Consider the following 12885-nt stretch of genomic DNA (forward strand, 5'->3'; position numbering starts at 1 on the left):
TCCCCCACCCGGCAATCGACCATGAGTACATCCCCCAGCGGAGCCGTACCCATGGACAACCATCAAAACCCCCAGGTGGTCTCGCGCAGCGAATGGCTCAGCGCCCGCCGCCAGCTGTTGCTGCATGAAAAGGCCCTGACCCACCAGCGCGATGAACTGAGCAAAGCCCGCCGCGCCCTGCCCTGGGTACGGGTCGAACAGGACTACCGCTTCGAAGGCCCCGAGGGCCGCCTGGACCTCGGCGACCTGTTCGCCGGCCGCAGCCAGTTGCTGGTCTACCACTTCATGTTCGGCGAAGGCTGGGAGGAAGGCTGCCCCGGCTGCTCGTTCCTGGCCGACCACTTCGACGGCGCCAACCTGCACCTGGCCCATCACGATGTGTCGCTGGTGGCGGTATCCCGTGCACCGTACGCCCAGTTCCAGGCGTTCAGGCAACGCATGGGCTGGAAGTTTCCCTGGGTCTCGTCCCATGCCAGCAGTTTCAACCAGGACTTCGGCGTCGGCGGCAAGGGCAGCGATCAGTACAACTATGAACCCTACGCGGGCGAGGAAACCGAGCTGCCGGGCCTTAGCGTGTTCTACCGCGACGCCGACGGCACGCTGTTTCACACCTACTCAAGCTTTGCCCGGGGCCTGGACATCCTGGTCGGCACCTACAACTTCCTCGACCTGATGCCCAAGGGCCGCAACGAGGAAGGCACCATGGACTGGGTGCGCCACCACGACCGTTATGAAGGTGCCGCCCAACCACCCCACTGCTGCCATGAATAGCTGGGGTACCTAGTATTTTTGTCAGTAGTCAACACGCCCTGTCGGTGCTCGAATGCACCGAGACCTGTCGACCGACAGGCACCACCCCGGAGGCAGGGCGTATGGAACGGTACTACGATCACACCAATTTCGAGAGCAACGATGCCCCTTGGAACGACTGGGAAAAGCAGCAGTACGGTCAAGCTCTGGTAGTGACCAGCGATGCAACCGGCAGCTTCGCAGGATTCAGCAACTTCCGTGGCAGCCTGCAAGGCGATGTACTGGGCAAGACCCTGACCGGACTGACACCAAGCTGCGAATACCGGGTCTCGCTGCGAGCCAGGCGCAACCGCCAGAGTGAGCAGACCCCTGCCCTGAGCTTTGCCCTGGACGGAGTACCCCTCGCCGACAGCCACACGGTGATCGAACCCTACTGGCGTACCCTGTGCTGGTACTTCCGGGCAACCGCGTCCAGCCATCGGCTCACCCTGGTCGCCCATGACGACCAGCCATCCGGAGGTGACGATGGCGCAGATTTCAGCTTCGACGACATCTGGATACGGCCGCTGGTGACCACGGAGCAGTTCGACGGACAGCCCGATCAATTGATCGGGCTGGGCCAGTGTCTACAACTGCCCACCCTGACGATCACACCAACATCGGGCCCCGACACTATCAGGACCGGAATCGTCACTACGGCGCCCATCCCCGGTATGCGTGAAGGCCCGGCCATCGTCCTGCAGCGCAGCCCGTCCCATCAAATTCCTCAACGTGTCCGGGTCGACCTGGGCATACCCTGCGAGTCACTCAAGTTCATCTGGACCATGCCGTACACACAAGGCGTGATCCAGTACTTCAACGCCCAGGACCAGCTGCTGCAAACTCGAAACTACAACAGCAGCCATGCCACCGTCCATGAAGTCGACTACCATGCCCCGGCTGAAAACAACATTGCCTGGCTTGAGCTTACTTCAGGCTCTGAATCGTACCTGGATTTTTTTACCTTCTCGCAAGTGCCCAGGCAGGACCGCCCGCCCCTGTTTGTCGACCACAGCGATTTCGAACACCATCCGCAAACAGACCCCTGGAATGGCTGGCGCAAAGGCCCCAACGGCCAGGCGCTGGTATTGACCGACGACCAGCAAGACAACTTCGCGCAATTCGAGAATTTCCAAGGCAGCCTGCTGGGCGTGGTGCTTGGCAAAAACATTCAGCGGCTGGTTCCCGGCACCGATTACAGCCTGTCGATGCGGGTGCGGCGCGCAGGCCAGAGCTCGAAAACCCCGACGCTTTCCTTTGATCTTGACCATGCGCCTATCGATGGCAGCTTTGCCGTGACCGACAGCCAATGGCAGAGGCTACACTGGCATTTCACCGCCAGTAAGGAAACCCACCGTCTCGAGCTGATCGCGCGCGACGATATCGGTAACGGCAACGACCAGGGTGCGGACTTCTGCTTCGACGACATTCGTATTCAGCCCGCTGTTGTCAGCGAGACGTTCGACGATGTTGAACTGCAGCTCATTGAAGCAGGACAGACCATTACCCTGCCCACGTTAAGTTTTACCCTGCTGCCCGGGTCCCCACGCCAAGCCGGAACCATCGTGCACTCCAGCAATGAAGTGCCCGACATGATGGAGGGCGGCGCCCTGGTGCTGTACAGCGCGCAGATGGTCCCGGCCCGCGAGCCACAGCGAATCCACATCGATCTGTTTGGGAGCTATTCGAGCGTTCGCTTTGCCTGGACCTGGCACGACAACTCCGGGTATGTGGCGTTCTATGACGACCGCGGGGAACTGCTCGAGCAACGCAATACATTGCCGCCAGAAGGCAAGCACCTGTGGGTGGAATACAGCGCGCCTGCCAACCGCCTGGTCTCGCGCATCGAGCTGCATGCGCACAAGCAATCGCTACTCGATTTCTTTACCCTGAGGAGCGAGTGACCTACGCCGGGCTGTAACCCTGCAAGGCTTTCCCCTAAAGTGTCGCGCAGACGTCTACGCGCCACTGTACAGGTTTGCCTTGCATGATCATCCAGCCGCAAAAACCCTCCATCCGCGTCCTGCTGTTCTCGCTCAAGGGCTCGATCATCCCGGCGATCTGGCGCAAGGTGCTGTACACCGTGTTGATCAGCTCGGCGGTGGTGGCCACCCACGGCACCCTGTTCGAGTACAAGGTAATCCTCACCGCCACACCCTTCACCCTCTGGGGCCTGACCCTGGCGATCTTCCTCGGCTTTCGCAACACCGTGGCCTACCAGCGCTTCTGGGAAGCGCGCACGCTGTGGGGCGAGCTGCTGATCGTCAGCCGCAACCTGACCCGCCAGACCCTGAGCCTGCTGCCCGACCTCGACGCCAGCCAGCGCCGCGCCCTGCTCGACCCGCTGATCGCCTTCGCCTACGTGCTGCGCGACCAGTTACGCGGCACCCCGGCCAGTGCCGACCGCCAGCGCCTGCTCGACACGTCTACACGCACTGCCCTGGCCACTAGCGACGCGCCCGCCAGCCGCCTGCTCGGCGTGCTCGGCCAGCGCTTCATGGCCCAGGCCCGCGACGCCGGTGCCGGCGAGGTGATCCAGGCCAACCTCGATCAGCAGTTGAACCGACTGTCTTACGTGCTGGGCGGCTGCGAGCGGATCAAGAACACGCCCATCCCCTACCCCTACATCCTCATGTTGCACCGCATCGTCCACGTCTACTGCTTTTTGCTGCCGTTCTGCCTGGTCGACAGCATCGGTTGGTTCACGCCCTTTGCCGTGTGCGTGCTGGCCTACACCTTCTTCGGCCTGGATGCCCTGGGCGACCAGATTGCCGACCCGTTCGACACCCAGCCCAACGACCTGGCCCTGGATGCCATGTGCCGCAACCTGGAAATCGCCGTGCGCGAACTGGAAGGCGAAGCAGCACCGGCGCAATTGCAACCGGTCAAAGGAGTTCTGTTGTAAGCGTCGACGCTTCGCTGCGCGCGGCGTAACGCTGAGCCAGCACCGCACAGACCATCAACTGGATCTGGTGAAACAGCATCAGCGGCAGGATCATCGCGCCGATGCCACCGCCAACGAACAGCACCTGAGCCATCGGCACGCCGGTGGCCATGCTCTTTTTCGAACCGGCAAATAAAATGGTGATGCGGTCTTCGAGGTTGAAACCCAGCCAGCGCCCCAGCGCGCTGGTCAACCACAGCACCACGGCCAGCAGCAGGCAGCAGACCAGCGCCAGGCCCAGCAACCGCGACGGCGGTACCGCATGCCACAGGCCGCTGACCACCGCATCGCTGAAGGCGGTGTAGACCACCAGCAGGATCGAACCCTGGTCGACGCGCTTCAACCAGCGTGCATTGCGCGCTACCCAGGTGCCGATCCAGCGCCGCACCAGTTGCCCGGCCACGAACGGCACCAGCAGTTGCGCAACGATCTTCAGCACTGCATCCAGGCTCGAGCCGCTGTCACCTTCGACGCCCATCAGCAGCACCACCAGCAACGGCGTCAGTACGATGCCCAGCAGGCTCGACGCGGCCGCGCTGCAGATCGCCGCCGGCACGTTGCCGCGGGCCAGCGAGGTAAAGGCGATGGCCGACTGCACCGTGGCCGGCAAGGCACACAGGTACAGCACGCCCAGGTACAGTTCATCGCCCACCAGCGGCAGGAACAACGGCTTGAACAACATGCCCAGCAACGGGAACATCACGAAGGTGCAGGCAAATACCAGCAGGTGCAGGCGCCAATGCCCGGCACCGGCGGCGACCGCCTCGCGCGACAACTTGGCGCCATGCAAAAAGAACAGCAGGCCGATGGCGAGGTTGGTCAGCCCGCCGAACACCACGGCGCCACTGCCTTCGCAAGGCAACAGGGTGGCAATGAGGATGACCCCGAGCAACGCCAGGGTGAAATTGTCGAACAGCATCCGCAGGTACTTCATGGCCGCTCCCGGCTTGTTATTGTGGCGTTGCAGACGTTAAGGTCTTTGCCCGACTTTCACTAACGCCAGCGCCCCGCCAGTGTCGCCAAAAGGACAACACCCCGCAGTCACCCCGCAGTCACTGGAGCAGCTGACCGCACTGCCACGCCCGGTATATGGCCATGTACAGGCGCTGCCCAACGTGGTGCTCGGCTACCGCCACACGCACCCTTGGGGACAGTTGTCCTACGCCATTCGCGGCGTACTGGAGGTGCACACCGACCTGGGTTTCTATCTGGTGCCGCCGCAGCGGGCGGTGTGGGTACCGGCGCAGGTGCAGCACCGGGTCAGTTGTGCCGACAGCACCTGCCTGCGCAGCCTTTACCTGGAAACAGCGCCGCCGAGCTGGAGCGACCCGCAATGCCGGGTCATCGCGGTCGACCCATTGTTGCGCGAGCTGATCCGCACCTTCAGCGAACTGCCGGTGGAGTACGACAGCGATGGCCCTGACGGGCGCCTGGTGCAGGTGTTGCTCGACCAGCTGGACAGCGCCGAACAGCAGCAGTTGATGCTGCCCCTGCCGCTCGACCGTGACCTGCGCGCACTGTGCAGCCACCTGCAGGCGCAACCCGACTCGCCTACCGGGCTGGCCGACTGGGCGCGGCAAGCAGGCGTTTCGGAGAAAACCCTGAGCCGCCGTTTTCAACGTGAAACCGGCCTGAGCTTTCGCCTCTGGCGCCAGCGCATGCGCCTGCTCAGCGCCCTGCCTGCCCTTGAGCGCGGCGAGCGGGTCACCGACGTGGCCCTGGCCTGCGGCTATGAGTCGCTATCAGCGTTTATCGCCGCCTTCGGCAAGCAGTTCGGCTTGCCACCGGGTGAGTTCTTTCGCGCGCGAACCGGCAGCGATCAGTAAGCGCCTGCACGTCGAAATCGCCTGGCCAGCCTGATACCCTTGCGCCTATCCGTTTTGCCTCTTGCCAGAAAAGGAGTTCCCATGGCAACGCTCACCGTCCGCGACGAGTCGGTCTCGGGCGAAGTCTTCGATGATTTCGCCCTGCACTTTGCCACCGACACCATCACCGTGCGCCAGTTGATCCGCGAGCGGGTCCATCAGGAAGTCCAGCAGCGCAACCATGAAACCGACCACAGCCGGCGCCAGCGCCTGGTCACCCCCGAGTCGCTGGAAGCCACGCTCAATGGCGAGCGCCCGATTGAGCGCCCGAGTATCGACTGGCGCAAGCAGGTCGACATCGCCTGCGACGCCTTCGAGCGCAACGGCTTTTTCATCCTCCTCGACGAGCGTCAGGCCGAAAGCCTCGACGAAGTCCTGACCATCCGTCACGACAGCGTGGTCAATTTCATCAAACTGACCCCACTGGTAGGAGGCTGAACCATGGCACTCGAACAACTTCAGGCGTTTCGCCATGACCGCCCGCAATCCGAGCTGGGCCCGGTCGAACACATCGGCCCGGACGGCTACCCGCTGCTGGCCGGCTCCGAACTGCGCCACGAACATGAGTTGATCAGCGAACTGCTGCCGCTGGTGCAGAAGATCCATGGCCGCCCCGATGCCATGGTCTTTGCCTTGAGCAAACTGCCGGCGATCATGGCCCTGGATGCCGACCCGGCGTTTCGTACGCGCCTGGTCCTGGCCCTGATCGAACGGGTGGTGGCCTACAACGGTGAGCTGAGCACGGCCAGTGCCGGCCATGCCTTTTCGCACATCTTCGACTATGGCGTGCTACCGGCGCTGATGACCTGGCTGATGGAAAACGGCGCCGACGTCGGCCAGTTGGCCGAGCCTGTGCTGCAGTGGTTCACCAGCTACCGCTTTGCCTATTACGGCACCCTGCCGACCCTGACCGTGACTGACTGGGTCATTGCGCAAAACTACCAACAAGTGCCCGACGACCTGCGCGACCTGCTGATCATGCTGCGCAGCCAGTGCGCTGACCTCGGTCACTACGGCAACTTCGGCGAACAGCTGATGGCCAAGCTCGACCCGCTGCTGGGCAACGGCGCCTGGCAGGTGCTGGCGCCGTGCGAACACTGGACCCAGCTGGCCCTCGAAGACCTCGAACAACTCAGCCCCGAGGGGCGCGAAGACTGGCTGGCACTGTTGCGTCAGGCCGCTGCGGCGACCTCGGCGCGGCCGTCGGCGAAATGGCTGAAGAACGCCCAGGCGCTGCTGCTCAAGGTCGGTGAAGCCTCGCTGCGGGAAGCACTGCTGCGCTGGTTTGCGCGGGTCGATGCCGGGCGCTGCGGTGCACTGCTCAACGTTGGCTGGGAAAGCAGCGATGACCGCGCGCGCATGCACGATGGCAATGCCACGGTGCTGCGCGGCCTGTTATGGATGAGCGCGCCGCTGGCCGACAGCGAACTGACCCGGGCCATCGCCCGCCTCGCGTTGAGCGCCTACCGCAAGGTGCGCGGCATCGGCCCGCGGGCGCCCAAGGTCGGCAACGCAGCGGTATTCGCCCTGTCGTCGATCCCCAGCAGCGAAGCCGTCGGGCAACTGGCCCTGCTCAAGGTGCGGGTCAAGTTCGGTACCGCGCAGAAGGAAATCGAAAAGGCCTTCACCAGCGCCGCCGAAGCCCTGCAGCTGCCGCGTGACCAGATCGAAGAGCTCGGCGTGCCGACCTACGGCCTGGAACAGGTCGGCCTGCGCCGCGAAAGCTTCGATGACGGCGCCTTTGTCGCCGAACTCAAAGTCGACGGCAAGAGCGCCAGCCTGAGCTGGTTCCGCGCCGACGGCACGCCGCAGAAATCGGTGCCGGCCAAGGTCAAGGCTGACTACAAGGAGGAGCTCAAGGAGCTGCAAGGTGCGGTCAAGGACATCGGCGCCATGCTCCCGGCCCAGGCCGAGCGCCTGGACAGCCTGTTCCTGCTGGAAAAGCACTGGGCGTTCGGCCAATGGCAGGAGCGCTACCTTGACCATCCGCTGATCGGCACCCTGGCGCGGCGGCTGATCTGGGTGATCAGCGAAAGCGGCCAGCAGCACGCCGTGGTGTTCAGCGAGGACCGCCTGCAAAGCCTCGAGGGCAACACCATCAGCCCTTCCAGCGACGCCCAAGTGCGCCTCTGGCACCCGATCGGCCGCCCGCTGGAAGAGATCCTCGCCTGGCGCGAGCGCATCGAAACGCTGCAGATCACCCAGCCGTTCAAGCAGGCCCACCGCGAGGTCTACCTGCTGACCGAAGCCGAGCGCAACACCGCCACCTATTCCAACCGCTTCGCTGCGCACATTCTGCGTCAGCACCAGTTCCACGCCCTGGCCGCCGCCCGCGGCTGGCGCAACAAACTGCGGCTGATGGTCGATGACACCTACCCGCCGGCCACCCGTGAACTGCCGGCCTGGGGCCTGCGCGCCGAGTTCTGGATCGAGGGCGTGGGCGACGACTACGGCGTCGACACCAACGAAGCCGGGGCCTTCCTGCGCCTGAGCACCGACCAGGTACGCTTCTACCCCATCGACGCCGCACAGCGTAGTGCCCATGCCGGTGGCGGCGGCTATGCCATGAACCGCTGGGACAACGCCGAAGACGCCGCGCCCTTGCCGCTGGAGCAGGTGCCGGCGCTGGTGCTCAGCGAAGTGATGCGCGATGTCGACCTGTTCGTCGGCGTCGCCTCGCTGGCCAACGACCCGCTGTGGGCCGACGGCGGGCCGGACGGCCGCTACCGCGATTACTGGCACAACCATTCGTTCGGCGAACTGGGCGCCACCGCACAAACGCGCAAGCAACTGCTGGAAAAACTGCTGCCGCGCATGACCCGCCTCAAGGACAAATGGGCCCTGCACGGGCGCTTCCTGGAAGTCACCGGCAAGCTGCGCAGCTACAAGATCCACCTGGGCTCGGGCAATATCCTGATGCTGCCCAACGATCAGTACCTGTGCATCGTCCCCGACGCCAAGGCGCGCCAACAGACCACGCCGCAGTACCTGCCGTTCGAGGGCGATGCCCTGCTGTCGATCATCCTCTCCAAGGCCATGTTGCTGATCGACGACGACAGGATCAGCGACCCGACCATCACCCGCCAGCTGGCCTTGAAGTAGATTGTCTGTGCGCCGCTGGCCCACCGGCGGCGCTTTATTCACCTGCCAAAGGATTGCCCGTGATCGCTCAACTACTGATCTGTGCCAGCGCTGCCATCGCCCTGCTCCTGGGCACTGTGCACCTGGTCTATACCTTCGCCAGCAACAAGTTCCAGCCGCGTGACCCGGCGCTGGGCGAACAGATGCAAAAAATCTCCCCGGTGATTTCCCGGCAGACGACGGTGTGGCGTGCCTGGGTGGGTTTCAATGCCAGCCATAGCCTGGGCGCCATGCTGTTCGGCCTGGTGTATGGCTACCTGGCCCTGGCAGCACCGCAGGCGTTGCTGCGTGACGGCTTTCTGCTGGGCCTGGGGGTTGTGTTCCTGGCGAGCATGGCGCTGCTGGCGCGGCGCTACTGGTTCAACATTCCCCTGATCGGCATCAGCCTTGCGCTGCTGCTGTTTGTTGGCGCCGTCATGCTTCAGGCCCTGCCGCTATGAGGCTGTTGCTGCTGGGTTTGATGCTGATCGGCACGGTTTGCGTGGCCGATGATGAAGACTATCCGGACCCGCTCTACGGCTTTGTGGTCGGGCCTTATGCACTGGTCGGCAAACAACCGGACAACGGCGCCACGTATTCGGGCCGGGCCACCCTGCGCTATCTGGACGGTCAACTGGTGCTGGCGAAGACCATCGACGGCAAGACCCGCACCGCCATCGGCCAGGTCGAGGTCGCGGCCATTGCCAAGGCCAAAGTGCTGCGCTTCACCTGGCCCGGGCACCGCTCGACCTGCCTGATCCACGGTGACCTGGACAACTACGCGCGCTTGACCTGTTACTGGCAGCGCGACGGCGTCGAGCACAAGGAGCCGGGGATGGAAAGCTACTTCCCGACCGCCACCTGGCCGGAGAATCGCCAATGACAACAGGCATTCAACGCCCGAGCGTGGTGGTGATCGGCGCCGGCATCATCGGTGCCTCGATTGCCTATCACTTGAGCAAGCACACGCAAGTCACGGTGATCGACAAGGGCCAGCCAGGCTTGGGGGTGACTTCCGGAGCCTTTGGCTGGATCAACGCCACAGCGCCGCAACCCGGCGAATTTGCCGAACTGCGCGGCCTGGCGATTACCGAGTATCACCGCCTGCAAAGCGAGCTGGGCACGGTGCCGATCAACTGGATCGGCGCGCTGTCGTTCAGCCAGGCGCCAGCACCGGTTGCCGGTGTCGAGCGGATCGGACCCGCTCGCGTTCAACAGCTTGAGCCGTATTTCAAAGCGCCGCCGCAGCAAGCGTTTTTCGCCCCGCAGGAAGGCTCCATTGACCCGGTAGCAATGACCCGCCTGCTGCTGGAACGCGCCCAGGCCAACGGCGCCAACGTCCTGAGCAATACGCAGGTGCTGGCGATTGAGTGCCGTGGCGGCGCCGTCGAGGCACTCGCCACGACTGGCGGGCAGATCGCCTGCGACCGCCTGGTAGTGGCGGCCGGCACCGAGTGCAAGGCCCTGTTGCAGCCCCTGGGCGTGGCGTTGCCGCTGCACCCGTCGCCGTCGATCCTGATCCGCCTGCGGGCACAAGAGCGGCTGGTGCACACGCTGATCGCCAGCAGCGAACTGGAAATCCGCCAACCGACGCCTGAGTTGATCCTGGCCGCCGAAGACTACCTCGACGCCGACGGCGAGGACGGCCCCGAAGCCATTGCCCAGCGGGCGCTGCACACCATTCGGGAAAGTTTGCACGGCGGTCAGGGGCTTGAACTGATCAGCACCGAGGTTGGCTTGCGGCCCATGCCGGATGACCGCATCCCCATCATTGGTACCTTGTCCGCGGTCAGCGGGCTGTACCTGGCGGTGATGCATTCGGGCGTCACCCTGGCGGCGGTGGTCGGCCGCCTGGTCGCGCAAGAGCTGATCGATGGCCAGCTTGCGCCCGAGCTGCACGGCTGCCGGCCGTCACGCTTCAGCCTGTAGCCGCCTTCACTAGCCAGGCTTTGAATGCCGTCATCGCCGGGCTTTCGGCCTTCGACTGCAGGCGCGTCAGCCAGTAACTGCCGGTGCTGATGCCCAGGGCAAACGGCTGGCGAATGGCATCGCTGGCCAGCAACCGTTCGAACATCAACGGCGGCGCCAGGGCCACCCCGGCGCCTTGCAGGGCCGCGTCCATCATCGCCAGCGACGAATCGAAGACCATGGTCCGCGAAGGCTGCACGGCGCCAGACAGCCCGGCAGCCTGGAACCATTCGGCCCATTCATCGCTGCGGTAGGAGCGCAACAGGGTTTGTTGCAGCAAGTCGGCGGGGGTGTGCAACTGCAGCGCAATCGACGGCACGCACAGTACCGACAGCGGCGCCTCCAGCAGCGGCTGCGCATCGATGCCATGCCAGGCGCCGGTACCGAAGCGAATGGCGTAATCCAGGCCTTCAGCGGCGACATCGACGCGGTTGTTGTTGGTCGACAGGCGCAAATCGATAAACGGGTGCAGGGCCTGGAACTCGGGCAGGCGCGGCAGCAGCCAGCCAACGGCAAAGGTGCCCACCGCACCCACGGTCAGCACCTCGCGGTAGTGGCCGCCGTCGAAGCAGTCGAGGGTCTGGGCGATGCGGTCGAAGCATTCGCGCAGCACCGGCAGCAAGGTCTCGCCTTCGCTGGTGAGCATCAGCCCGCGTGGCAGGCGCTTGAACAGGGTGACCTTGAGCTGGGCTTCGAGGCTCTTGACCTGATGGCTGACCGCCGCCTGGGTCACGCACAGCTCGATGGCCGCGCGGGTAAAACTAAGGTGCCGGGCCGAAGCCTCGAACGCCCGCAGGGCGTTCAGGGGCAGGTGCGGTCGGATCATGCAGACTCCCAAATTTTTCTAATGGCTGCTGCGAAATATCATCGTTTGTGCAACCTGCGCAAAGCGCCTAGATTGGCGCTCCCTGCTGCAGCCAGGCTCACAACAGTCCACTTATGGAAAGGTTGCCGATCATGCACCAAACAACCAACCTCAAGCCAGGGATTCTGGCCTCCCTTGCCCTTTGCCTGGTCGCTGGGCAAAGTTTTGCCGAGACGCCGCTGGAATCAACGGTGAGCGGCGCCATCCGCCCGCTGATGCAGCAACAGGCGATCCCCGGCATGGCCGTGGCCATCAGCGTCGACGGCCAGCAGCACTATTTTAACTACGGGGTAGCGTCGAAACAAAACGGCCAGGCGGTGAACGCCGACACCCTGTTCGAGATCGGTTCGCTGAGCAAGACCTTCACCGCCACCCTCGCAGGCTTTGCCCAGGCCAGTGGCAAGCTGAGCCTCGGCGACCCGGCCAGCAAGCACTGGCCGGCGCTCAAAGGCACGGCATTCGATGGCATCACCCTGCTCAACCTCGGCACCTACAGCGCCGGCGGCCTGCCCCTGCAGTTCCCGGATGAGATCAAGGGCGAGGCCGACCTGCCCGGTTACTACGGTCACTGGAAAGCCGACTACGCCCCTGGCACCCACCGGTTGTATTCCAACCCCAGCCTTGGCCTGTTCGGCTACCTCGCGGCCAAAAGCCTGGGTACGCCGTTTGCCGAGTTGATGGAAAAACAGCTGCTACCGCAACTGGGCCTGCAGCACAGCTACCTGCAGGTGCCTGCCGCGCAGATGGGCAACTACGCCCAGGGTTACAACAAGCAGGATCAACCCGTGCGCGTCGGCCCCGGGCCGCTGGATGCCGAAGCCTATGGTTTGAAAGTGACGGCTGTGGATCTCTTGCATTACCTGGACCTGAACATCCAGCCGCAAAGCCTGAGCAAACCGCTGCAGCGGGCCATCGCCACGACGCAGACCGGCTATTACCAGGTCGGTGAAATGACCCAGGGCCTGGGTTGGGAGCAGTATGCCTACCCGGTTAGCCTTGAGCAGTTGCAGGCCGGCAATGCGCCGTCGATGGTGCTGGAGCCGCAACCTGTGACCTGGTTGAAACCGGCGCGGCCGCTGCCGGCCGGCACCCTGTTGAACAAGACCGGTTCGACCGATGGTTTTGGTGCCTACGTGGCGTTTGTGCCGTCAAAACGCATTGCCATCGTGTTGCTGGCGAACAAGAACTACCCGATTGCCGAGCGGGTGAAGGTGGCGCATCGGATCCTCACGGCTTTGGATCAGTAAGATCGCGGGGCAAGTCGAGGCGTCGCACCGCCGCTTGTGTCTTGAGGTAGGAATAGAATCAGAAGTGAGAGCGGTGAATGGCAAGCT

The 12885-nt window shown here is 63.9% G+C and carries 12 protein-coding genes; 10 read left to right on the plus strand and 2 right to left on the minus strand.

Translation table 11 applies throughout. The annotated features are described in order from the left end of the window. The first annotated feature begins 51 nt into the window (after positions 1–51). The 3 genes from ABM562_RS13955 to ABM562_RS13965 all read left to right on the plus strand — a co-directional run bounded on the left by ABM562_RS13955 (position 52) and on the right by ABM562_RS13965 (position 3694). Entirely contained in the window at positions 52–771 is a 720-nt protein-coding gene (locus ABM562_RS13955; RefSeq protein WP_115087252.1) for a DUF899 domain-containing protein, read from the plus strand. A 44-nt stretch (positions 772–815) separates the two neighbouring features. Next, complete coding sequence (locus ABM562_RS13960; protein WP_460422362.1) at positions 816–2693, plus strand: hypothetical protein; 1878 nt, start codon at positions 816–818, stop codon at positions 2691–2693. An 83-nt stretch (positions 2694–2776) separates the two neighbouring features. After that, a complete protein-coding gene (locus ABM562_RS13965) occupies positions 2777–3694 on the plus strand; it encodes a bestrophin family protein (RefSeq protein ID WP_115087255.1) in 918 nt (305 codons plus the stop codon). Here ABM562_RS13965 and ABM562_RS13970 read toward each other — a convergent pair. After that, positions 3675–4667, minus strand: a complete 993-nt coding sequence (locus ABM562_RS13970; RefSeq protein ID WP_115087256.1) for a bile acid:sodium symporter family protein — start codon at positions 4665–4667, stop codon at positions 3675–3677. The genes ABM562_RS13965 and ABM562_RS13970 overlap by 20 nt on opposite strands. A gap of 79 nt (positions 4668–4746) precedes the next feature. Between ABM562_RS13970 and ABM562_RS13975 the strand changes: the two genes are divergently transcribed. The 6 genes from ABM562_RS13975 (at position 4747) to ABM562_RS14000 (ending at position 10647) form a co-directional block, all read left to right on the plus strand. Continuing rightward, entirely contained in the window at positions 4747–5559 is an 813-nt protein-coding gene (locus ABM562_RS13975; RefSeq protein ID WP_460422365.1) for an AraC family transcriptional regulator, read from the plus strand. An 81-nt stretch (positions 5560–5640) separates the two neighbouring features. Further along, positions 5641–6036 carry a hypothetical protein gene (locus ABM562_RS13980; RefSeq protein ID WP_346617384.1) on the plus strand — a complete coding sequence of 132 codons (396 nt, stop codon included), beginning with the start codon at positions 5641–5643 and terminating at the stop codon, positions 6034–6036. A 3-nt stretch (positions 6037–6039) separates the two neighbouring features. Further along, a complete protein-coding gene (locus ABM562_RS13985) occupies positions 6040–8700 on the plus strand; it encodes a DUF4132 domain-containing protein (RefSeq protein ID WP_233674246.1) in 2661 nt (886 codons plus the stop codon). Positions 8701–8759: 59 nt separating this feature from the next. After that, positions 8760–9179, plus strand: a complete 420-nt coding sequence (locus ABM562_RS13990; protein ID WP_010221778.1) for an LIC_13387 family protein — start codon at positions 8760–8762, stop codon at positions 9177–9179. Further along, positions 9176–9601 (plus strand): hypothetical protein, encoded by a 426-nt coding sequence (locus ABM562_RS13995; protein WP_258579130.1) that lies wholly within the window; start codon positions 9176–9178, stop codon positions 9599–9601. Before ABM562_RS13990 ends, ABM562_RS13995 begins: the two co-directional genes overlap by 4 nt. Continuing rightward, positions 9598–10647 (plus strand): NAD(P)/FAD-dependent oxidoreductase, encoded by a 1050-nt coding sequence (locus ABM562_RS14000; RefSeq protein ID WP_460422367.1) that lies wholly within the window; start codon positions 9598–9600, stop codon positions 10645–10647. Before ABM562_RS13995 ends, ABM562_RS14000 begins: the two co-directional genes overlap by 4 nt. Here the strand turns inward: ABM562_RS14000 and ABM562_RS14005 are convergent. Continuing rightward, on the minus strand, positions 10637–11512 hold the full coding sequence (locus ABM562_RS14005) for a LysR family transcriptional regulator (RefSeq protein WP_134062329.1): 876 nt from the start codon (positions 11510–11512) through the stop codon (positions 10637–10639). The two genes, ABM562_RS14000 and ABM562_RS14005, sit on opposite strands and share 11 nt — an antisense overlap. Before the next feature lie 131 nt (positions 11513–11643). On the opposite strand from ABM562_RS14005, the gene ampC reads away from it, so the two are divergent. Further along, positions 11644–12798 (plus strand): class C beta-lactamase, encoded by a 1155-nt coding sequence (gene ampC / locus ABM562_RS14010; RefSeq protein ID WP_460422369.1) that lies wholly within the window; start codon positions 11644–11646, stop codon positions 12796–12798. The last annotated feature ends 87 nt before the right edge of the window (positions 12799–12885 follow it).

The sequence above is a fragment of the Pseudomonas sp. ZL2 genome, from assembly GCF_054788455.1.

Bases quoted from the DNA above. Each gene is read 5' to 3' on its own strand.
- ampC (WP_460422369.1), top strand. From the start codon at position 11,644: ATGCACCAAACAACCAACCTCAAGCCAGGGATTCTGGCCTCCCTTGCC.
- ABM562_RS13955 (WP_115087252.1), top strand. From the start codon at position 52: ATGGACAACCATCAAAACCCCCAGGTGGTCTCGCGCAGCGAATGGCTC.
- ABM562_RS13985 (WP_233674246.1), top strand. From the start codon at position 6,040: ATGGCACTCGAACAACTTCAGGCGTTTCGCCATGACCGCCCGCAATCC.
- ABM562_RS13970 (WP_115087256.1), bottom strand. From the start codon at position 4,667: ATGAAGTACCTGCGGATGCTGTTCGACAATTTCACCCTGGCGTTGCTC.
- ABM562_RS13980 (WP_346617384.1), top strand. From the start codon at position 5,641: ATGGCAACGCTCACCGTCCGCGACGAGTCGGTCTCGGGCGAAGTCTTC.
- ABM562_RS13965 (WP_115087255.1), top strand. From the start codon at position 2,777: ATGATCATCCAGCCGCAAAAACCCTCCATCCGCGTCCTGCTGTTCTCG.
- ABM562_RS14000 (WP_460422367.1), top strand. From the start codon at position 9,598: ATGACAACAGGCATTCAACGCCCGAGCGTGGTGGTGATCGGCGCCGGC.
- ABM562_RS14005 (WP_134062329.1), bottom strand. From the start codon at position 11,512: ATGATCCGACCGCACCTGCCCCTGAACGCCCTGCGGGCGTTCGAGGCT.
- ABM562_RS13995 (WP_258579130.1), top strand. From the start codon at position 9,176: ATGAGGCTGTTGCTGCTGGGTTTGATGCTGATCGGCACGGTTTGCGTG.